Origin of the sequence: Streptomyces sp. NPDC086554 (genome assembly GCF_040686095.1) — a bacterium.
GTDB lineage: Bacteria > Actinomycetota > Actinomycetes > Streptomycetales > Streptomycetaceae > Streptomyces.
Map to the genome: position 1 here is coordinate 128,955 of NZ_JBFBJK010000009.1, position 19,745 is coordinate 148,699.

Annotated in this window: 20 protein-coding genes and 1 pseudogene; 12 read left to right on the plus strand and 9 right to left on the minus strand. The window is 70.5% G+C overall.

Annotation, left to right across the window (positions count from 1 at the left end; genetic code table 11):
* Positions 1 to 14: 14 nt before the first annotated feature.
* From AB0O76_RS16860 to AB0O76_RS16880, 5 genes are all read right to left on the minus strand, one after another.
* On the minus strand, positions 15 to 974 hold the full coding sequence (locus AB0O76_RS16860; protein ID WP_365491011.1) for an ornithine cyclodeaminase family protein: 960 nt from the start codon (positions 972 to 974) through the stop codon (positions 15 to 17).
* Between the two features lie 37 nt (positions 975 to 1,011).
* On the minus strand, positions 1,012 to 1,821 hold the full coding sequence (locus AB0O76_RS16865) for an HAD-IIA family hydrolase (protein ID WP_365491014.1): 810 nt from the start codon (positions 1,819 to 1,821) through the stop codon (positions 1,012 to 1,014).
* A gap of 124 nt (positions 1,822 to 1,945) precedes the next feature.
* Positions 1,946 to 3,061: a hypothetical protein gene (locus AB0O76_RS16870; RefSeq protein WP_365491572.1), complete on the minus strand. Its 1,116-nt coding sequence runs from the start codon at positions 3,059 to 3,061 to the stop codon at positions 1,946 to 1,948.
* A 37-nt stretch (positions 3,062 to 3,098) separates the two neighbouring features.
* The gene (locus AB0O76_RS16875) at positions 3,099 to 4,211 is read right to left on the minus strand and encodes a hypothetical protein (RefSeq protein ID WP_365491017.1); all 1,113 of its coding nucleotides are present in this window, start codon (positions 4,209 to 4,211) and stop codon (positions 3,099 to 3,101) included.
* A gap of 199 nt (positions 4,212 to 4,410) precedes the next feature.
* Positions 4,411 to 4,566, minus strand: a complete 156-nt coding sequence (locus tag AB0O76_RS16880; protein WP_365491020.1) for a hypothetical protein — start codon at positions 4,564 to 4,566, stop codon at positions 4,411 to 4,413.
* 214 nt (positions 4,567 to 4,780) lie between these two features.
* On the opposite strand from AB0O76_RS16880, the gene AB0O76_RS16885 reads away from it, so the two are divergent.
* Together AB0O76_RS16885 and AB0O76_RS16890 are read left to right on the plus strand one after the other, a co-directional pair.
* Entirely contained in the window at positions 4,781 to 4,999 is a 219-nt protein-coding gene (locus tag AB0O76_RS16885; RefSeq protein WP_365491023.1) for a DUF6243 family protein, read from the plus strand.
* A gap of 255 nt (positions 5,000 to 5,254) precedes the next feature.
* Positions 5,255 to 5,497 (plus strand): DUF4157 domain-containing protein, encoded by a 243-nt coding sequence (locus AB0O76_RS16890; protein WP_365491026.1) that lies wholly within the window; start codon positions 5,255 to 5,257, stop codon positions 5,495 to 5,497.
* Positions 5,498 to 5,518: 21 nt separating this feature from the next.
* On the opposite strand, the gene AB0O76_RS16895 is transcribed toward AB0O76_RS16890, so the two are convergent.
* The gene (locus tag AB0O76_RS16895; RefSeq protein WP_365491028.1) at positions 5,519 to 6,745 is read right to left on the minus strand and encodes a metallophosphoesterase; all 1,227 of its coding nucleotides are present in this window, start codon (positions 6,743 to 6,745) and stop codon (positions 5,519 to 5,521) included.
* A gap of 239 nt (positions 6,746 to 6,984) precedes the next feature.
* On the opposite strand from AB0O76_RS16895, the gene AB0O76_RS16900 reads away from it, so the two are divergent.
* Both AB0O76_RS16900 and AB0O76_RS16905 read left to right on the plus strand, forming a co-directional pair.
* Entirely contained in the window at positions 6,985 to 7,902 is a 918-nt protein-coding gene (locus tag AB0O76_RS16900; protein ID WP_365491031.1) for a MurR/RpiR family transcriptional regulator, read from the plus strand.
* A 335-nt stretch (positions 7,903 to 8,237) separates the two neighbouring features.
* On the plus strand, positions 8,238 to 8,621 hold the full coding sequence (locus AB0O76_RS16905; RefSeq protein WP_365491034.1) for a hypothetical protein: 384 nt from the start codon (positions 8,238 to 8,240) through the stop codon (positions 8,619 to 8,621).
* A gap of 842 nt (positions 8,622 to 9,463) precedes the next feature.
* Here AB0O76_RS16905 and AB0O76_RS16910 read toward each other — a convergent pair.
* On the minus strand, positions 9,464 to 10,123 hold the full coding sequence (locus AB0O76_RS16910) for a TetR/AcrR family transcriptional regulator (RefSeq protein WP_365491037.1): 660 nt from the start codon (positions 10,121 to 10,123) through the stop codon (positions 9,464 to 9,466).
* Between the two features lie 183 nt (positions 10,124 to 10,306).
* On the opposite strand from AB0O76_RS16910, the gene AB0O76_RS16915 reads away from it, so the two are divergent.
* Positions 10,307 to 11,827, plus strand: a complete 1,521-nt coding sequence (locus AB0O76_RS16915) for a serine hydrolase domain-containing protein (RefSeq protein WP_365491040.1) — start codon at positions 10,307 to 10,309, stop codon at positions 11,825 to 11,827.
* 58 nt (positions 11,828 to 11,885) lie between these two features.
* On the opposite strand, the pseudogene AB0O76_RS16920 reads toward AB0O76_RS16915, so the two are convergent.
* Positions 11,886 to 12,065, minus strand: a pseudogene (locus AB0O76_RS16920) (MMPL family transporter); the annotation flags it as partial.
* 147 nt (positions 12,066 to 12,212) lie between these two features.
* On the opposite strand from AB0O76_RS16920, the gene AB0O76_RS16925 reads away from it, so the two are divergent.
* The 5 genes from AB0O76_RS16925 (at position 12,213) to AB0O76_RS16945 (ending at position 16,906) form a co-directional block, all read left to right on the plus strand.
* Complete coding sequence (locus AB0O76_RS16925) at positions 12,213 to 13,415, plus strand: sensor histidine kinase (protein ID WP_365491043.1); 1,203 nt, start codon at positions 12,213 to 12,215, stop codon at positions 13,413 to 13,415.
* The gene (locus tag AB0O76_RS16930) at positions 13,412 to 14,080 is read left to right on the plus strand and encodes a response regulator transcription factor (protein ID WP_365491046.1); all 669 of its coding nucleotides are present in this window, start codon (positions 13,412 to 13,414) and stop codon (positions 14,078 to 14,080) included. Before AB0O76_RS16925 ends, AB0O76_RS16930 begins: the two co-directional genes overlap by 4 nt.
* 90 nt (positions 14,081 to 14,170) lie before the next feature.
* Entirely contained in the window at positions 14,171 to 15,106 is a 936-nt protein-coding gene (locus AB0O76_RS16935; RefSeq protein ID WP_365491048.1) for an ATP-binding cassette domain-containing protein, read from the plus strand.
* Positions 15,103 to 15,924, plus strand: a complete 822-nt coding sequence (locus AB0O76_RS16940; protein ID WP_365491051.1) for an ABC transporter permease — start codon at positions 15,103 to 15,105, stop codon at positions 15,922 to 15,924. Before AB0O76_RS16935 ends, AB0O76_RS16940 begins: the two co-directional genes overlap by 4 nt.
* 247 nt (positions 15,925 to 16,171) lie before the next feature.
* Positions 16,172 to 16,906 (plus strand): hypothetical protein, encoded by a 735-nt coding sequence (locus AB0O76_RS16945; RefSeq protein WP_365491054.1) that lies wholly within the window; start codon positions 16,172 to 16,174, stop codon positions 16,904 to 16,906.
* A 390-nt stretch (positions 16,907 to 17,296) separates the two neighbouring features.
* Here the strand turns inward: AB0O76_RS16945 and AB0O76_RS16950 are convergent, their stop codons facing one another.
* On the minus strand, positions 17,297 to 17,497 hold the full coding sequence (locus AB0O76_RS16950) for a DUF4190 domain-containing protein (protein ID WP_365491057.1): 201 nt from the start codon (positions 17,495 to 17,497) through the stop codon (positions 17,297 to 17,299).
* Between the two features lie 264 nt (positions 17,498 to 17,761).
* Here AB0O76_RS16950 and AB0O76_RS16955 point away from each other — a divergent pair, with 264 nt between their 5' ends.
* On the plus strand, positions 17,762 to 18,754 hold the full coding sequence (locus AB0O76_RS16955) for an endonuclease/exonuclease/phosphatase family protein (protein WP_365491060.1): 993 nt from the start codon (positions 17,762 to 17,764) through the stop codon (positions 18,752 to 18,754).
* Positions 18,755 to 18,808: 54 nt separating this feature from the next.
* Positions 18,809 to 19,729 (plus strand): endonuclease/exonuclease/phosphatase family protein, encoded by a 921-nt coding sequence (locus tag AB0O76_RS16960; RefSeq protein WP_365491063.1) that lies wholly within the window; start codon positions 18,809 to 18,811, stop codon positions 19,727 to 19,729.
* Positions 19,730 to 19,745 lie beyond the last annotated feature (16 nt).

Genomic DNA, 19,745 nt, shown 5'->3' on the forward strand with positions numbered 1-19,745 from the left:
CCCGTGGCCGCGCCCTAACTTGCGGTCGAACCGAGGGCGGTCCACCCCTCGTACACACTCACCGCCACCCCCAGGTCCTCCCAAGCCATCCCCGCCGACTTGAACAGCCGGGGCCGGTCGCCCGGGATCGTGGTCTCGCCCCGTACCAGCTCGGCCAACGTCCGCAGCCGAGCCACGTCGAAGGCGCCTGCCTCGATCGCCAGGACGATGTCCCCGCACTCCCGCAGTGCCACCGCGCGGGACTCCGCCACCACCGAACCGCGGGTCAGGAGGCCCTCGTCGACCTCGCGGGCGTCCGGTTCGTGTGAGCCCACCGCCGCTACCGTCGCGTGGTCCGCGAGCAGGGTGCTGTCGAAGAGGGGGGTGCGCGCCGTCGTGCAGCAGCAGATCACGTCGGCCGACGCGACATCCGCCGCGGTGGCCGCCGCTGCCGAGAGGCCCGCGGCGCGGCAGCGTTCGACGAAGGCCGTCACCCGCTCCGGGGTCCGCGCGACCACGTCGACGTGCTCCAGCGTCGGCCGCACCGCCCGGACCGCCTCCACGTGCCCCCAGGCCTGCGGGCCGGTTCCGAAGACGAGGAGTCGGCGCGCTTCCGGTACCGCCAAGTACTTGATCGCGGCGCCCGATACGGCGGGCGTCCGCAGGGACGTCAGGGCGATGCCGTCCATGAGGGCGCGCGGCGTGTGCGTCACGCCGTCCAGGAGCGCGTACATGCCCTGGATACGGGGCAGGTCGCGGGCCGCGTTGGAAGGGGTGACCGTGGCGATCTTCACGCCCGTGTACGAGGTGGTGGCGGACGGCATCAGGAGGAGTTGGCCGCCCGGGATGTCGACCACGCCTCGCGGCGGTTCCGCTTCCGGGTCCAGATCTGTCTTCAGGACGGCTTCCACCGCCTCGATCGCCGTGGACATGGGGGCGAGTCGGGACATCGTCTCGGCGTCGATGTACGGCGGCGGAACGGTTCCGGACGGCATGGGCGGTCCTTTCGGGTGCGGTGCGGTGCGGTGTGGCTCAGTGGGAGTTCGAGGCCAGGCGTTCGATGAGGTGGGGGAGCGCGGCGAAGGAGTCGAGCACGTGGTCCGGTGTGCCGGAGGCCGAACGGTGGGTCTCCGGAAGGTACTTGCCGGTCTTGACGAGTACGCCGGTGACGCCGCCGCGCTGGGCGGCGAGCACGTCGGACTCGATGTCGTCGCCGATCATGAGCGTCGTGGACGGCTCGGCGCCCAGGTGGGCGAGCGCGGCGGCGAAGAAGGCCTCGGACGGTTTGCCGGTGATGGTCGCCTCGACGCGTGCGGCCCGTTCGAGACCGAGGAGGAAGGCGCCCGTGTCGAGGTCGAGGCCGTCGGCGGTGCGCCAGTAGAGGTTGCGGTGCATGGCCACGAGGTGCGCTCCCCGTTGCAGGTGACGGAAGACGCGGTTGAGGGCCGCGTAGCCGAATTCGTCGCCGGCGCCGCCGAGCACTACGACGTCTGCATCGGCTTCGGCTGCGTCGACCAGTGTCACACCCGTCAAGTCGTCTTGAATGTCACCGGCGTTGAGCAGCAGGCAGCGTGCGCCCGGGTGGTGCTCGCGCAGGTAGGAGGCCGTGACGGCGGGGGCCGTGAGGATGTCGTCGACCGTGACGGGGAACCCCGCCTCCGCGAGGCGAGCGGAGATCGAGGCGCGGGTGCGCGAGGTCGTGTTGGTGACCAGCGCGAGCGGCAGCCCCGCGGCGCGCAGCTGCTCCATGGCCGCCACGGCGCCGGGGAGGGGCTCCCAGGACACCGTGAGCACTCCGTCGATGTCGATGAGGACTGCGCCGATCCCGCCGACTTGCTCCATAGGACGACCGTACTCCGTAGATCACCTCTCCTACGCCTCACTGCTGGTGCCTGCTCCGGAGGCTCCGGGGAGCTCCTGCCGCACGGGGCGTGGTTCACTCCGCCCCCCGTTCGTCATCTCAGTCTCAGCCGAACCGCAGAATGCGAGGGGCGAACGTCCCCTCGGGACCGTCGGCGCGGCCGACCGACCACACCCTCTCCGTGCCCGGCACCGGTGCGAGGCGCAGCGCCCAGGACTCGCCCTCCCCGGCCACCGCCGGTTCGGTGTGCTCGGTGAACGACTGGCCGTTCCAGGCGAGGAAATCCGGCCCGGGGACGAGCGGCGGATTGCTGCCCGGCGGGCCCCACTTCTGGGAGCGGGCCACCGAGACCCAGCCCAGCGCGCCGGACGTGGTGGGCGCAAGGGAGCTGATCGAGCCGAAGTCGGTCGGCACAGTGACCCGGTTCCACGCCTGCCCGTCGAAGCGGACAAGAAGGGGTGGAATCGGCTTGCCCGGCGGTCCTCCGACGAACCCCGCCGTGCCACCCGCCCACACCTCCGTCGGCGAGACCGCAAGCACGCTGCTCACGCCCGACCGCGGGAATCCGCTGACGATCGTCTGCTGCCACTCCTGCCCGTTCCAGTGCGACACGGCCGCACCCGAGCCGGTGGCGCCCGCGGCCCAGACGTCGTCGGCCGCCAGGATGTGCAGGCCGTACACGGATCCCGGCGGCACCGGCACGTCCCGCCACCCGCGCCCGTCCCGGCGCAGCAGTACCTGTGCGCCGTCCCGCGAACCGATCAGCCAGGTCTCACCGCCGCCGGCGACGACTCTGGTCAGCACGACACCGCGCGGCGGCCGGTCCTCGGACCAGGCTTTGCCGTCGTGGCGGAGCAGGCGGGCGCCGCCCGCCGAGTCGCGGCCGACCGCCCAGACGGCGGTCGGCGAGGTCGCGGCGATGGACAGCAGCTCTCCCTGCCAGCCGATCCCGGGCGGACTCTGGCGCTGCCACGCGGTTCCGTTCCAGCGCAGAATCAGTGGGAAGCCCGGAGCCTCGCGGCCGACGGCGTCGGTGCCCACCGCCCACGCCCGGTCGGGACCGAACGCCACGGCCTCGTTGAGTCCGGCCTGCGGGCGAACCTGTGCCGGGACCGGAACGTGTTGCCAGGACAGGGTGTCCGCCGAGGCCGCGGCCGAGGACATGATCGCCACGACCGTCATGGCGACAGCGACGGCCGCGACGAGAAGTCTGCGTGCCAAGGGAAGTCTGCGTACGAAGGGCTGTCTGCGTGCCATGTCAGCCTCCCAGCCGCTCGCTCATCAGGTTCGGTTTCGAGCCGTAGATCTCGGCGGTCCCGAAGGACAGCAGTGCGGGCCCGGCCTTCGCCAGTGCACGCGGTTTGACGTCGATGGCGTTCGTACGCTCCGGGCCGTACGAGAAGGTGGTGCGGGCGCCGTCCACCCGTGCGTACTTCGACTGGAACGCGCGGTCGCTGCGCACCGGCAGCCACAGCGCACCGTCCGGGCCGCGCACCATGGCCTCGGTGTACGTGTCGCCCAGCGGTGGGTAAGTGGTGCGCCAGGCATGCCCGTTGAAGGTCATGAGGTAGGTGCGGGTCACGCCGTCGGTGTACTGGCTGCCGCCGATCGTGACCCGGCCGGACGGTTCGAGCAGGATCGTGTGCACGTTGCTGTTCGGCGGCAGCGGTACCTTCGCGTCCTGCCACGCCGTGCCGTCCCAGCGCAGGACGGTGGTCCCGGCCCCGGTCCTTGTGTCTCCCCAGGCCCAGGCATCGGTAGCCGTACGCGTGGTGATCCCCATCAGGTACAGCACGCCGTCCGGAGCGGACTGCGTGGTCCAGTCGCTGCCGTCGTAGTGCAACACCTTCAGCCCGGTGTCGTCCTCACCGACCACCCACGCGGCACCCGGTACCGCGGCGAAGTCCTGGTAGACCGACAGGGTCTGCGGCAGCGGGACGGCACTCCAGCCGCCTGTCGCCGACCGGCGCAGTATCTCCCCCGCCCCGTCGCGGTTGTGGAAGATCCACACTTCCTCGCCGACGAACTGCACCTTGCCCAGCCAGCCCGGCTCACCGGCGCCGGGGAAGGAGGCGTCCCGGCTCCACGCCCTGCCGTCCCACCGGTACAGCATCGGCCGCAGTCCATCGGCGGCGTGCTCGTACCCGGTCGCCCACGCCTCGCCGGGACCGCGGGCGGCGAGATCCTTCACGGTCACGGGCGGGGCCGCCGCCGGCACAGGCAGCGTCGACCAACTCGGATTCGCGGCAGCAGGAGCAGGAGTATCGGTAACAGCATCGGCAGCGGCCGGCGTCACGGCCACTGCCGTCGGCGACACCACCGCGGCACAGGCGATCACAAGACAGACAAGGACCGCACGGAGACCGTTCACGAGACCTCCCCAGGACGCACGCGAAGGTCGCACAGCCTATTGGCATGCTCACGCCCGCGGACAGGCGGCATCCGGCCGACAGCGGTTCTTTCCGGAGCATCGGCCGGACCCGTCAGAGGGGCGACGGCGAGAGGAGCCCTGTCTGATGGCTGCTGGTGAGTGGGGGATCAGAAGTCGTACGGCTTGGACGTGTTCCAGTTCAGGATGTCCCCGCTGGTCCACAGAAGCCGAGGTCCTGGTCGCCGCACTGGCTGACGGACGCGGCGTCGGAGCCGTTCTTCACGCCGCCCGCGGCGGACTTGCTCCCGGTGTTCTTGCTGACGCCCTCGCTCGCACCGCTCTTGGGTGGACGCACGTCCGGCCCGCCTCGCCGAAGGCCCGGCTGACGCCGGTACGGCGAAAAGTTGGTGTGCGGGGCCGACGGAACCGGGTACCGTCTTGGTCATGTTCTTCCAGACGCCGATTTACGAGTGAGAGCGTGATGGGCCCCTGCTGACGTCCTTCGATGTCGCCGCGCCCGTCCCCCATCGATGAATCCGTAGATCCTTCACATCATTCCGGGAGAACCCGTGAGCAAGAACATCAACAACCCCGTGGGCATGGGCGGCGGCCAGCGCAAGAAGCAGTCCCGCGCCGAACGGCGGAACAACGGTCCGCACCGCAACCTCGACCGCCAGGGTGCCGCCGACCAGAAGGCGGAGCTGGTGCGCAAGATGCGCGAGAAGGTAGGCGCAGCCGAGGGCACCGAGGGCGCCGGGCAGACGAGCGACGACACCGCACAGAACTGACGCACCGCCGCCGCAGGGCGGCACCGCATGGGGCAGGGCCCGGACCGCGACACGCGGTCCGGGCCCTGCTGCCGTACCGGGCGCGGCGCGGCGGGGCGGGGCGGATCGGATCGGCCTCGGCGAAGGCGGCCCTGCGCCCGGGCCCGCAGCCGCGCCGGAGCTCGTGGCGCGGTGGTGACGGCGGGCCGGCCAGCCTGTGGTCGGTCATGGCGCCATACGCCCGGGGAGTGCAGCAGGCAGGGGAGTGTGGTGGTGATGGCCGTGTTCCAGCGCGCTTTAGGGCACGACTTCAGTGACGTACGGGTGCACACCGATGCGGAGTCCGCGGCCGGAACGGGCCGCTACGGAGCGGTGGCGTACGTCGGCGGATCCGACATGGCGTCACTCTCCGAGAGCGTCAGCCGTCCCGGGTGCCGCGAGCTGCGCGATGCGGTCCCAAGTCCTGTAGTACGTCGCCGAGTTGGGTGGCGTCATGATTCGCCTGACCAGAGTGTCTGAGTCACACAGCCATGACCCCCGTTACAGGGGCTGCGTGGGGGGTCGCTGCGGGGAGCGGAGTACGAGCAGGGTGATCTCGCTGGGGGCGAAGACGCGGAACGGTGGGCCCCAGAATCCGGTGCCGCGGCTGGTGTAGAGGAGCGTACGGGCGCCGTGGCGGCTGAGGCCGGCGAGGGCGGTCTTGTCGATGCGGACGAGGTGGTGAAAGGGCCAGATCTGGCCGCCGTGGGTGTGGCCCGAGAGTTGGAGGTCGACGCCGCCGGCTGCGGCCCGGTCGACGAACTTGGGCTGGTGGGCCAGGAGCAGGACGGGCAGGTCGGGGTCGGCGCCGTCCAGGGCTCCGGCGAGATCGGCGCCGTGGTCGGCCAGGCCGGAGGACTCGGCGGTGACGTCATCCACGCCGGCGACCACAAGGGTGTCGCCGCCGCGTTCGAGCAGCAGATGACGGTTGCGCAGCGGCTCCCAGCCCAGCTCGTCCATCAAGTCGACCCAGCCCTGGGCCTCGCTGTAGTACTCGTGGTTTCCGGTGACGTAGACCCGGGCCCGGGTGGCTCGCACGGTGCCGAGCGGAGCGGCCTGGGCGCGGCGGCGTTCGGCCGTGCCGTCCGCGATGTCACCGGTGTGGCAGACCAGGTCGGCCTCCAGGGTGTTGACCGTCGCGCAGACCCGCGCCGACCAGCGGGCGCGGTCGAGCGGGCCGTAGTGGGTGTCGGTGATGAGGGCGACGCGGGTGCCGTCCAACCCGGCTCCCAGGCGCGGGAGTTGTACGTCGAGCTGACGCACACGTGGCACCCGGCGGGCCTCGGCGTACCCCCAGGCGAGCAGCGCGGCGGCTACGCCGAGGACCGCCCAAGTGACGATCCGGGCCCGGTTCTGACCGTCGCCCACGCCGGTCACGGTCAGGGCGAGGCGCAGCAGGACGCCGAGCAGGACGGACCAGGTGAACAGTACCCAGCCGGCCCCGAGGAGGGTGTCCCCGACGATCGCCGCCCGGTCCTGCTGCCGTCGGCCGTGGCCGCGCATCATCGCGAGCGGCATACCGATCAGACCGAGGACGAACAGGGCGGTACCGCCCAGCGCCACGGGGAGCGGCCAGTGCTGGCCGGCGTGCAGCAGCACCCAGCAGGGCACGGTCCACAGCAGGACGGGGGCGATCAAAGGGATGTAGCGCATCAGCCGGCGCAGTCGACTCTGCTCGGTCGCATGCGCCGCACCGTCCGCGGATCGGGTTTCGCTGGTGTCGGTCACGCTTCCCCTCCTCGAGTAGCCGGACTGCCGAAGCGCGCACTGTATCCGGTCGCCCCCGGGGACCCCGCCCGTGCCGTCGCCGACAACCTGGCCGACAACCTGGCGGGAAGCCTTCGCCCGCCTCAACCCGCCGCTGTTCGGTCCGGCGCACTGACACAGGCGGCGGTGGACGGCTGGAGGGGTGGCCACAGGGGGTGAGCTATGTTGGGTGACGAGTGACATGAGAGGGAGGCCCGTCGGTGTCATCCGGGCAGCAGGCACGCGCCCAGGCGGCCGCCATCACGCCGGGCGGGAAGTCGCCGGACCATGAGCGCGCCCCCGGCGAGCGGGTCCGTGCCCTGTTCGACGGCCATCGGCTGTCCCCGGGGCAGCGGCGCATCGCCCAGTACCTGATCGATCACCTCACCGAGGCCGCGTTCCTCTCGATCACCGAGCTGGCGGAACGGGTCGGTGTCAGCCAGCCGTCCGTGACGCGCTTCGCCGTTTCCCTCGGGTTCAGCGGTTATCCCGCCCTGCGGGAGGCGCTCCAGCCGATCGCCCTGAGCGCGGTCGCGGGCTCCCCGGGGGGCAGCGGACAGTTCCGGCACAACGCGCTGCAGGAGGCCGTGGACGCCGAGATCGAGAACCTGCAGAACCTGCGTCGCCTGCTCGCCGACACCGACCAGGCGCTGGACATCGGGCGCGAGCTGGCCGGTTCCGTGCCGCTGACGGTACTCGGCCTGCGGATCTCGGTGTCGCTTGCGGAGTACTTCGCCTACGCGGCCCGGCGCATCCACCCCGACGTACGCCTGGTGACCCGTGGCGGCAGCGTGGCCTACGACGCCCTGCTCCAGTCCCGGGCGGCGGGCGGGACCTGGGTCCTTGCCTATGCCATGCCCCGGCACGCCAAGGAGACCCTGGGCGCGCTCCGGGCCGCGCGGAGTGTGGGGCTCCGTACCGCGCTGATCACCGATCCCACCCTGGGGCCGCTGGCGGACGCGGCGGACGTGACGCTGACCGCGGGCACCGGGTCCCGGCTCGTCTTCGACTCGTACGCGGCGCCCGGCCTGCTGTCCGCGGCTCTGCTGCAGGCGATGGCCGACGCGGACCCCGAGCGGACGCAGGCGCGCCTCGAAGGCTACGAGCAGGTCGCCGACCAGCACGGTTTCTTCCTGTAGGCCGGTCCCCACTCGGCTCGCCTCCCCGTCTTGCCCGTCTTGCGCTGGGCATTTTCACCCTTACCTCCGTATGTAATTTTTCATTCCCTTGCGTACTCGGCGGTATATATATTTACTTGCCCAGCGCCCCGGATTCACCAGACGCCAGGGAGGGCGACCCCAAGCCCTCCCGGAAACCGACACGCGGTGTGACGCCTCCTCCTCACGTCCCACCCGTGCCCGGTCCCGGCTTTCGGATCCACCGGAGCGCTCACGGCGGCCTCGGTCAACCCCTGGGCCGAGGCCGCCACAGCAACGTCTCGATCAGAGTTCGACACCACTCGGAAGCGACGAGAATGCGCCAGACTGCCTCCATCACGCTCAGCCCCGACTGGCCCTGCCAGGTCAAGGCGCCCGGCACCCCGGACTGGGAACGCACAGCGATGCGCTGGCTGCAGGACCTGCTCCCGGCCCGGTACGGCACCTATCCGACGCTGACCCGCCATCCCGCACTGCTCGCCCGGCACGCACAGCTCCAACTGCAGCACGAGGTGCGGACGGCGCGGATCGCCCTGGAGACCAGCCGGGCGGAACTGCCCGCGATGGGCCTGTCCGCGTCCGTGATCGAGAACTCCATCAGGATGTACGCCGTCGAACTCCAGCAACTGGGCCGCCTGTCCCGAGGAGTCCGCCTCATCGGCGACGCCCTCCTGGCCCACGGCGCCAACCACCGTCCGTGACACCACGGCCGTGACATCAGGTGTGATGGTCGCTGAGGCCCTCGCCGGGTCGGACTCGACGAAGGCGTCGAGCATCTTCGCGCACTGCTCGTGGGTGATCGAGTAGCCGTCGCTCTGGTGGCCGGAGTCGGCGAAGCGGATCGGACAGTCCAGATTGCAGCCGGTGTTGACCTCGATGATGCCGAGGCAGGCGTGCTGCTTGTGCTCCGGGCACAGCCCGCAGTCGCTCGGGCAGCCGTCCCTCACCTCGGTCTGGAAGACCAGCGGGATGGTGCCGGGCTTGTTGAACCGTGCCGACGACAGGTATTCCTCGGCATCCCCGTAGACCAGGGCCTCGAACTGCCCGTGCTCCTTACAGCGTTTACGCAGATAGACCTTGTTCTCGCGGATGTTGACCTGTGCGTCGACGGGCGTCTTGCAGACCGGGCAGATGGACTTGGTGAACTCGACGAACACCTCGTCCCGGTCCCGTTTCCGTGGCGCTCTCTCATGCGTCGCCGCGCTGGGTGCCGTCCTGCCTCGTCCACCGTCATCGCTTCTCCCATTCCGTGACATCGCGTGAGCTGTTTCCATCAGCGTCGTCCGGAGGCGTCCGGAGGCGTCCAGAGGCGTCCAGAGGCGTCGTCCTGCTGGGGGGCGTGCCGCTCTTCTCCCTGAGTTATGCCGCGGAGTCCGGCGAACGGTTTCTGTCCGCTGCCGCGCGAGCGCTCCTCTCGCAGGTGCAGATCGTGCTGATCCGGCGGCCGTAACCGCTTGCCGCTGCGACACCAGATCGAGTCGAACCTTCATTCCCGGCGTTCGTACACGCAAGCACGTCCTTTCGGGAACTTGCGGACGCCCTGTCAGCCGCTACGGCCAGGTCGTACGCCTGGTCCCTTCCCTCGCAGTCGGCACTCGCCCGTGAACACGCCGGCCAGGTGGTCGCCGAGAGCGGCAAGTGCGGCCTCTGGGCGCAGCCCGTCAGGGGCGGTGTACAGGTGTGCGGTGAGGCCGTCGGTGTAGGCGGCGATGCGGGCCGCCTCGGTGGTGGCGTCGGTCGTGGAAGGTACTTCGCCGCATTCCTTGGCGTTGTTGACGGCTGTCGCGATCAGCGAGCGCAGTCGACGCAGAGCGCCCGCCTTGACCTCGGCGAGGTCCGGGTCGTCGACGGCCCGACCGGTGAAGGCGAGGGCGACCCGGCACTCCTGGCGGCGCTGTTCGTCCAGCGGCATGGTTTCGGCAAGACCGTCGAGGAGGGTGTGCTCGATGCGTGTGCCGGCCTTCTCCGACCGGACGACGAGCTCCGCGAGGCGGTGCTCGACCGTCTCCAGGATGTGGCGGTAGGTGAACACCAGCATCTCGTCCTTGGTGCGGAAGTAGTGCTGGACGAGCCCGACCGAGATCCCGGCCTCGGCTGCCGTCTTGGCGACTGTCGCCGCCTTCAACCCTTCGGTGGCGATGAGCCTGCCCGCCGCGGCGGCGACCTGCTGGCGGCGTTCTTCGTGATCGGCGACGCGTGGCATGGGGTAACCGTACCGCCGTATTGCCAGAATAACCGTACGTCCATATGGTTATGGCGTCAGGGCGTTCGCCCTGTGTGGCGGCGAGGGGTGGGGCAAGTGATGGGCGGCGTATGGCCGATGAGGCTTCCTGGGTCCGGCTTGGCGTGGTTACGGGGTGTTGGTGTGGTGTGCCTGGCGCTGCTGATGGCGCTCATGTCCCTGACCGCCTCCGCGGTGGAGCCCGCGGGGGAACGGGACGTGACCGCGGAGGCGGACTCCTTCGTGCGGGAGCAGATGAAGCGGGCCGGTGTGCCCGGCCTGGCGTACTCCGTCATCCGCGGCGACGACGTCGTGCACCGCCGCACGTGGGGGCGGGACGGCCGCGGCGAGCCGATCACCTCCCGCACCCCGTTCCTGGTCGGCTCGCTGGCCAAGCCGGTCACCGCGCTGGCCGTGATGCGGCAGGTGGAGGCGGGCAGGGTTGGGCTGGATGAGCCTGTGCGGCGGCATCTGCCGTGGTTCCGTCCCAAAGGTGAGGGTGAGAAGCCCGTCACCGTACGGCAGTTGCTCAATCAGTCGAGCGGTCTGTCGGAGCGGGACGGCATCACCCGCGCGGATCGCTTCGACAACGAGCCCGGCGGCATCCGGCGTCTCGCCCGCGAGCTTGCCGGTGTCACCCTGTCCGCGCCGCCGGGGGAGCGGCACGAGTACAGCAATGCCAACTACATGCTGCTCGGCGCCCTGTTGGAGAAGGTCACCGGCCGGCTGTTCGGCGAGCATTTGCGGGAGGATGTGCTGAAGCCCCTGGGGATGAAGGGGGCCATCACTGACGCCGGGGAGGCCGATCGGTGGGGCCTGCCGCCCGGTCACCGGTTCTTCTTCGGCCAACCCCGCCCGTTCGCCGCGGACTTCGACACCTCTGGCGTGCCGTACGGCTATCTCGGTGCCGGCTCCGAGGACTTGAGCGCCTTCGCCGCCGCCCAGCTCAAGGGCGCTCGCGGCGGCACGGGTGGCTTGCTGTCTCCGGAGGGCTTCCGGGAGATGCACAAGGGGACGATCTCCGTCCATGATCGCCACCGCTACGGTCTGGGCTGGCGGGACGACGAGCTCGAGGGCCTGGGCGCACGCATGGTCTGGCATTCCGGTGCCACCGCCGGCTATCACGGCATCGTGGTCCTGGTTCCGGAGCGGAACCTCGCGGTCGTCGTCCAGCACAACGCCTTCGCGATGAACAAGGAAAACCTGCTCAACAACACTGCATTCGGCGCGGCGGGCATCCTGCTCGGCGGGGAGCCCCAACAGGTCCACGAGGACCCGTGGTTGACCTGGACGCTCATCACGCTCGGCGCCATCACCGTCGTACTCACCGCCGTCGTCGGATGGTCGGTGTTCCGGGTGGTGCGTCCGCGCGTACGCAATCGAGGCGGGCGGCTGCGCGCCCCAGGGCGCGCGGCGGTGGGCGGTGTCGCGGCGGTCACCGGCTGCCTCGCGACCGCGGGCACCGCCTGCCACGTCCTGCCCGAGCAGATGGACGTGACGCTCCGCGAGGTGCTGCTGTTCGCGCCCGACGCGGGCCGGCTGCTCGTCGCGGTGGCCGGGCTCGGCCTGCTCCTCGCGGTGATACGGGCCGTCGTCACCGTCCGTACTGTGCTGGCCCTGCGGCGGGCCGACCGGCCGGTGCCCGCGCCCGAGGAGGAGCGAGTGCCCGCTCCGACGGCCCGGTGAGCGGGAAGCCCCGGTGCGATGCCCGTCGCACCGGGGGCGTGCCGAGGGGGAGTACGGATCAGGCGTGTTCGACCTGCCGCGCCGCCTCATGCTGCGCAGATTCCCGCTGCTCCAGCGCGTGGAAGAGCCTGCCCGGCCACCAGAACCAGCGGCCGATGTCCAGGGCCAGGGCGGGGACAAGGACTGTACGTACGAGGAAGGTGTCGAGCAGGACGCCGATACCGACGATCACGCCCAGACACCGGTTCCGGGGGCCTGTCAAAGATTCCTGACACATCTCAGGGGTATCTCGGGGAAAACTCAGGGTCGGATCGGGCGCATCCCTGGCCTTGGCTACTCCGGCGGGCGTATGCACGCTGACGAGCCGCCCCCTACGGTGAGAGTCGTGACGACCTTCGACCGGCTGGCCGGCAGGGTGCGGGCCCTGCCACCGCTCGCCGCGGACCTGCTGGTGGCCGCGGCGGTGGGGATCTTCACCGGACCGGACGCGGCGGTCAACGACCCCGGATACCGGCAGGCCGACGGGGTCACCTGGCTGCTGCTCACCGTCTCGCTCGTCGCGCTCGTGTGGCGCCGGCGGTGGCCGGTGCCGGTGGCCGTGGTGACCGGGGCCGCGTGCGCCGGATGGGCGCTGCACGGGCACATCGGGGAGCTGCTGAATCTTCCGGTGATCGTCGCGCTGTACACGGTGGCGGTTCTCGGCAACCGGCGGCGCACCGTGTGGACGGGGCTCGTCGCCTCGCTCGCCTCGGGGGCGGTGGCGCTGCGGGTGGGGCACGACGTGGCCAATCCGCAGGGGCTGCCGATGCTGGAGTTGCTCTGGCCGTTGGTCCCGCTGCTGCTGGGTGAAGCAGTGCGTACCAGGCGGGAGTTGCTCGTCGCCTACGCGGCCCGGGCGGCGCGCGCAGAGGAGGACCGGGAACGGGAGGCCGCTCGACGGGTGCATGAGGAGCGCGTGCGCATCGCGCGTGAACTGCACGACATCGTGGCGCACACGGTCGCCGCGATGACCGTGCAGGCCGGGGTGGCGCTCGACGCGTTCGACGCGAAGCCGGAGGTGGCGCGGCGGGCGATGCGGCAGGTCAGGGACTCGGGCAAGGAGGCCGTGCGGGAGCTTCGGGCCACGGTCACCGTGCTGCGGGAGCGCGAGGACCCGCCACCGGTGCCCGCACCAGGGCTCGGCCAACTCGACGACCTCGTCGCCCGGTTCGCGGGCAGCGGCGTCGAGATCACGCTGCGGCACGAGGGGGCGGCGGGCCGCGGCCTGTCGTCCATGGCCGAACTGGCGGCCTACCGCATCGTCCAGGAGGCGCTGACCAACGTGGCCAAGCACGCGGACGCCCGGCACGCCGCGGTCTCCGTGGTCCGGAGGGACGGGCGGCTCAGTGTGGAGATCGTGGACGACGGGCCGCCCTCCCGGTCCGGCGACCACGCCAGACGTGAGGCCGCCGGCTTCGGGCTCATCGGGATGCGGGAGCGCGCGGCGGCGGTCGGAGGCAGCATCGAGTACGGTCCCGTGCCCGGCGGAGGGTTCAGAGTGCTGGCCGCACTGCCTGCCGAGGACGACACCGACGGAGGACGGCCATGACCGTGCGCGTGGTCCTCGCCGACGACCAGACCGTCGTACGGGCAGGTTTCCGTGCCCTGCTCGACCTCACCGACGACCTGGTCGTCGTCGCGGAGGCGGCCGACGGCGCGCAGGCCGTCGAGGCGGTGCGCACCACCCGCCCCGACGTCGCCCTGATGGACATCCGCATGCCCGGAGTCGACGGCATCGAGGCCACCCGCCGCATCGCCGCCGACCGCACCCTCGACGGCGTACGCGTGGTCATGCTCACCACCTACCAGGACGACGGCTACGTCTTCGAGGCGCTGCGGCACGGCGCCGCGGGATTCCTCCTCAAGGACATCGAGCCGGACGACCTGCGCGAGGCGATCCGCACGGTCGCCGCGGGGCAGAGCCTGCTGGCCCCCGCCGTCACCCGCTCCGTCGTCGAGGAATTCGCCCGCCTCAAGGCTCCGGAGGCGGCGGCAGCCGAACGCCTCGCCCCGCTCACCGAGCGGGAGCGCGAAGTGATGGCCCTGGTCGCGGCCGGGCTCTCCAACGAGGAGATCGGCAGGGTGCTGATCATGAGCCCACTGACCGCCAAGACCCATGTCAGCCGGGCCATGATCAAGCTGGGCGTCCGGGACAGGGCCCAGCTGGTGGTCCTCGCGTACGAGACGGGCCTGGTGCGGCCGGGGAGCGGATAACTTGCCGAGGGGTGAGCTACGCCGCCGGGAGTAGCGGGCGACTCCCGGCGGCGGATGCCCCCGCCCATTCCGCTCCGTAGCGTCGAGAACATGATCGAGGCAACGGAACTCACCAAGCGCTACGGCGACAAGATCGCCGTCGACCGGCTCTCGTTCACCGTGCGGCCGGGCAGGGTCACCGGCTTCCTCGGCCCGAACGGCGCCGGCAAGTCCACCACCATGCGGCTGATCCTCGGCCTGGACGCGCCCAGCGCCGGCACGGTCACCGTCGGCGGCCGTCCCTACGCCGACCTCGTGGCGCCCCTGCGCACGGTCGGCTCACTCCTGGACGCCAAGGGCGTGCACGGCGGCCGCTCGGCCTACCAGCACCTGGCAGGGCTCGCGGTGAGCAACCGCCTCCCGCGCCACCGCGTCGACGCAGTCCTGGAACTGGTCGGCCTTCCGCCCGCCACCGCCCGCAAACGCACCAAGGGCTTCTCGCTCGGCATGGGACAGCGCCTCGGCATCGCGGCCGCGCTGATCGGCGACCCGCAGGTCCTGATCCTCGACGAGCCGGTCAACGGCCTCGACACCGAGGGCATCCGCTGGATCCGCACACTGCTCAAGTCCCTCGCGGCGGACGGCCGTACGGTCTTCCTCTCCAGCCATCTGATGAGCGAGATGGAACTGACCGCCGACCACCTGATCGTGATCGGCCGTGGCCGTCTCATCGCCGACACCACCATCCGCGACTTCATCGACACCAACTCCCGTGCCCACACGCTCGTACGCTCCCCTGAGCCCGAGAAGCTGCGCGCCCTCCTTGAGGCCAAGGGAGCGCGTGTCGGGCTCGCCCCCGACGGCGGCTGGCAGGTCGAGGGCCCGGACGCCGCGACCATCGGCGACCTGGCCCGTGACCACGGTCTCGCGATCCACGAACTCACTTCCGCCCGCTCCTCGTTGGAGGAGGTCTACACGGCTCTGTCGCAGGATGCGGCCGAGTACCGGACCGCGGGGCGGCACCAGGAAGGGACGGCCGCACGATGACCGCGCACATCGACGTCACCGCGCACACCGACAACACCGACAACACGGACAGCATCGACAGGGCCGACGCCCGCGCGGGCTACCCGCAGGCACTCGCGTACGAATGGATCAAGTTCCGCAGTGTGCGCTCCACAGTCTGGACGACGGCCGTGACCGCCCTCATGCCGGTCATCGGAGCCGTGTTCGTGGCGGCGACCGGAAGCCTGCAGCCGGACGACACCGTGCTCGGCGGCAGCCTCACCCTCTCCGTCGTCGCCCAGATGCCGGCCGCCGTCGTCGGTGCGCTGCTCGTCACCGGCGAGTACAGCAGCGGCACCGTGCGCACGACGTTCGCGGCCAACCCGCGTCGGGCCACCGTCCTTTCCGCGAAGGCAACACTGATCGCGGGCCTGGTGTACGGGGTGGCGCTGATCTCCTGCACGCTCGCCTTCCTTCTCGGCGACGCGCTGCTGCCCGCCGGAAAGTACGCCCAAGGCGAGCCGTTCCCGGCCCTGTTCGGCATCGCGGGCAGCTTCGCCGTGGCGGGTCTGCTGGGGCTCGCGGTCGGCACACTCGTACGCCACTCGGCGGGCGCGGTCACGACCGTCATCGGGCTGCTGCTCCTGCCCTCCCTCTTCGGACCGCTCTTCGGCGATGCCCAGCGCTGGGTGGCGGGCCTCTCGCCGACGGCCGCCCTGGAGAAGCTGACCCAGACCTCGGACGCGACCGCCGAGACGGTCGGCAGTCTCGGGCCGTGGCCCTCGCTGTGGCTGGTCGCCGGGTACACGGCTGCGCTGGGGCTCGCCGCGACGGCGGTGCTGCGCCGCCGCGATGCGTGACGCCGCGTCCGCCTGGCCAGGCGTGTCAACTGAGCGGTCACAGCCCTCGGAAGTCCTTGCACCGCTTCAACTCTCCCAACCTGTACGGGTGTTGGCTACTCCGGCTCGCCGCACCTGCACCTCGATGTTGGAACGCCGGGACCGAGTTGATCGCGTACGCGCAGTCGCAGGAGGTCTGTCCGCAGGAGCACCATACGGGGCGCCCCGGGCGCTTCGTCCTCTGATCAAGCCGCTATCCTTCGCACGCATGACCGATCATCAAATTCACGACCGGCTCGCGGGTGAGCTCGCGAGACCGTCGGCTCGCCGCGTCCTGCGGCTGGCCGCAGGCGGAACCGCGGCCTTACTCTTCGCCGACCTCGCCACGCGCGCCTACAACCACTACGACCCCATACCGACCATCCGCAGGTTGGTGAACGTCGACGTCGAGGCCAACCTGGCCACTTGGTGGAACAGCGCGCTGCTCCTTGCCGTGGCGGGCATGGCGCTGACCGCCGCGCTGCTCAGCGGGCACGGCGCGCGCCCGGGGCGTCTGTCCTGGCTGGGTCTTGCCGCCGCGACCGCACTGCTCAGCATCGACGAGACGGTCTCGTTGCACGAGCGCCTCGGCGAGGTCGGCAAGTCGTGGAAGGAATGGGCAGGGGGCTCGCTGCCCACGCACGCCTGGGTGCTGCCCGGCGCGGTCCTCGCGGCGGCGGGCATCGTATGCGCCGTGTTGTGGGCGCGGAAGCTCCCGCGTGACCTGCGGCACGGGCTCCTTGCCGCACTGGCGGTCTATCTGGGCGGCGCGCTGCTGACCGAGGCGTTCAACGGCTGGGCGCACGCGAACGGCCACAGCACCGTGCTCATGCTGGGCACGATCGTGGAGGAAGGTTTGGAGATGAGCGGCTGCCTTGTCGCCCTCGCCGTCCTCTGCCGGTACGTGGTGCTGGAGCATGATCCTGCGTCCGGGCGCGCGCTGGTCCGGCTGCGGGACGACTAGCTGGGCCAGACGTCGGCGGACCCGCCAGACACGGAAGCCGGCCAAAGCCGCGGTGACCCACGTCTGGCGTCGGCGGAAGGCTGCGGTCGCACCGCAGCGGTGTGGGCGAATGGCGAGGAGACGACGTGGCATTCGGGAGGCGCGGGGCGCGGGAGGGTTCGCTTGGTCCTGTATCCGCCGTCGAGTGGGTCGGGGTACGGGAGTTCACCATCGGAACCGTGGAGCGCCCGGTCACCAAGAGTCGCACTCGTCCCGTGCGCGGCCCGCGGGCCGTCCGCGTGCCCAAGGGGGCGGGGAACTCAAGGGTGTTCGCTCCTTGCGCCTACGCCGCCACTAAGAGCCGGAAGCTGGAATGGCGGTGCGGCTTCTGAAGTTCGGACAGGGGCCCGCTCAGGAAGCGGAGTCGGCGAGGAACGCCAGCCCGGCCAGTAGTCCTGCGTAGGCCAGGACCAGCAGCAGACTGAAGAGGGTCAGGATCCAGCCGGTCACGATACCGAGCAGCGCCATGCCGCGGTCGCGACCGCCCAGGCGTTTGCCCTGGCGGCGGCCGAGGTGTCCGGCGGGGATGGCGACAACACCGAACGCGAACACGAGGAACGTGTACAGCCCGCCGTACAGAAGCCAGAACCCCTGGCTGGTATCGGCGAGCCACTCTACGAGAACGGACGAGGCGGGCGGAGTTGGCCCGAAGTTGACTTGAGCACGCCAAGTTCAGCCCCTAGAAAGTTTGCAGAGCCGCTCCCGCCAACCACGGGAGCGGGAGCAAGCCATGTGCTCAACGGGGGGCGAGCCAGGTGGCGGGACGTACGCGTCCGCTTCCCCCCGTGACCGCACTCCACGGCAGAGGGGGGAACAGTGAAAGGAATCCGAGGCAAGACCGTCCTGGGCGGGGCGCTCGCGGCAGTGGTCCTCGCGCTCGTGCAAGTCCAGCCGGCCGGCGCGCAGGCGGCCTCGAACCCGCCGGCGGCCAAGGCGGCGGACGCGGCACCGAGCAGCGTGCCGCCCAAAGTCGGCGTACTGACCTGGAACATCTGCGGCGCCATCAACAGCTGTCCGAACAGCGACCGCCCGTCGCGCAAGATCAACGAGCTCGTCGACCGGGTCCAGGACGACGACTCGATCGCCGTCGTCATGATCCAGGAAGCCTGCGACAGCCTGCACTCCACGCCGCTCGAGACCGCGCTGAACCGCGACACCTCCGGTGAGTGGGTGGTCCGCCACCGCACCGCCAAGACCATCGGGACGGACAACCCGGTGCGGTGCCCCCGGAGCGGCAAGTACGAGGCGGGCGTCGCCATCGCGATGAAGAAGCTGCCGGGCAGCGACCTGGTCTACGACGGCAGGGGCGAGCCCGGCTGGGACATGACGTTCGGCAGCACGTCGGAACCCGGGGGGAAGCACACGCAGGGCGCCGCCTGCATCGAGGACCGCGGCAACAAGCTCCTGGCCTGCACGAGCCACTTCGCCAACAAGAACGCGGACCCGTCCAAGGCGCTGCGCAAGGCCTCCGCCCAGGACTTCCGTGACCAGGCGCGGGACTGGCAGAACGGCGGCTACCGCACCATCATCGGCGGCGATCTCAACCTCGAGCCCGGTGACGACGAGATCGATCCCCTCTACGACGGCAACTTCGAGGGCGACTCGGACGAGAAGTGCACCACCACCGGGCCTTGGTACCTCAAGGGCTGCCGCAACGTCGCCGGTTCGAAGCTCGACTACCTCTTCTTCAGCGACTACGGCTGGGACCTGGATCAAGGGCGGCCGATCTACGTCGGGTCATGGCGTTATGACTTCGGCGAGCTCAGCGACCACTGGATGCTCAAGGCAGCCGTCAAGCCCAGCGCGTGACCAGCTCCGTACCCAGCCGCACAGCGGCGCGATGAAGTGAGGAACCGAGAAGGCATGCGCATACGTGAGAAAGCGGCGCTCGCACTGAGCGGCATCCTGCTGGGAACCGGTGTCGTCGCCGGGGCGCCCGGCGCCTATGCCGACGAACCCGCACCGGCCGTCGTCCCATCGGAATACACCATCGGGCAGTTCAACATGGCCGGTGGCAACGAGGAGCACGGCCCCAAGGGCAACGAGGTGCCCGACGCGCTGGTGAGCAGCGTCAACGACCGCGATCCGGCGTTCATGACGCTCCAGGAAACCTGCCGGGACTGGAACGAGCGACTGCAGAGCCAACTGCCCGACTACACCGTGGTGTTCGACCCGGTCACCGGGGGCGATGGCACGACGGCCAGGTGCAAGCACCCATCGGACTTCGGCAACGCCGTTCTCTTCCGCAACGACCTGGGCTTCGACGCGGCGACAGCCGTGGCGCACCCGCTGGAGTCACCGGCAGGCTACGAACAGCGCGAGATGCTGTGCGTACGCTCCGAGTCCCGCAAGACCGTCGCTTGCAGCACACACCTGACCGTGGGCAACGACGGCCCGCACCTGCGGGCCAGGCGTCATGAAGCATCCGTCGCCAAGGGGATCCTCGCCAACACGTACGCCGGATACACCAAGGTCCTCGGCGGCGATCTCAACGACGACCCGCTCTCCGGAGCGACGGACAACTTCTACCACCCGAACTACCAGCGAGGGGCGCACGGCGAGTCCAAGGAGGTCGACAGCCCTTGCGGCAACGAGATCAAGCGGGGCTTCTGGATCTGGACCTTCCCGCCCGCCTACATCTACTGCCGCTCCGGCGAATCCACACACAGCCAAGGAAAGATCGACTACCTGTTCGTGCCTTCGGCAACGGACGTCAAGTGGGCCGATGCCACCCACGCCACGCACTCCGACCATGATCCGTTGTGGGCAGGTGTTGTGATCTGAGCACGGCCCGTGGGGC

What these genes read in the sequence shown, in the direction of transcription:
- AB0O76_RS16940 (WP_365491051.1), top strand. Translation starts at nt 15,103, where the DNA reads ATGACCGCGCACATCGACGTCACCGCGCACACCGACAACACCGACAAC.
- AB0O76_RS16915 (WP_365491040.1), top strand. Translation starts at nt 10,307, where the DNA reads ATGGCGCTCATGTCCCTGACCGCCTCCGCGGTGGAGCCCGCGGGGGAA.
- AB0O76_RS16930 (WP_365491046.1), top strand. Translation starts at nt 13,412, where the DNA reads ATGACCGTGCGCGTGGTCCTCGCCGACGACCAGACCGTCGTACGGGCA.
- AB0O76_RS16890 (WP_365491026.1), top strand. Translation starts at nt 5,255, where the DNA reads ATGGCCGTGTTCCAGCGCGCTTTAGGGCACGACTTCAGTGACGTACGG.
- AB0O76_RS16960 (WP_365491063.1), top strand. Translation starts at nt 18,809, where the DNA reads ATGCGCATACGTGAGAAAGCGGCGCTCGCACTGAGCGGCATCCTGCTG.
- AB0O76_RS16905 (WP_365491034.1), top strand. Translation starts at nt 8,238, where the DNA reads ATGCGCCAGACTGCCTCCATCACGCTCAGCCCCGACTGGCCCTGCCAG.
- AB0O76_RS16910 (WP_365491037.1), bottom strand. Translation starts at nt 10,123, where the DNA reads ATGCCACGCGTCGCCGATCACGAAGAACGCCGCCAGCAGGTCGCCGCC.
- AB0O76_RS16860 (WP_365491011.1), bottom strand. Translation starts at nt 974, where the DNA reads ATGCCGTCCGGAACCGTTCCGCCGCCGTACATCGACGCCGAGACGATG.
- AB0O76_RS16945 (WP_365491054.1), top strand. Translation starts at nt 16,172, where the DNA reads ATGACCGATCATCAAATTCACGACCGGCTCGCGGGTGAGCTCGCGAGA.
- AB0O76_RS16935 (WP_365491048.1), top strand. Translation starts at nt 14,171, where the DNA reads ATGATCGAGGCAACGGAACTCACCAAGCGCTACGGCGACAAGATCGCC.
- AB0O76_RS16865 (WP_365491014.1), bottom strand. Translation starts at nt 1,821, where the DNA reads ATGGAGCAAGTCGGCGGGATCGGCGCAGTCCTCATCGACATCGACGGA.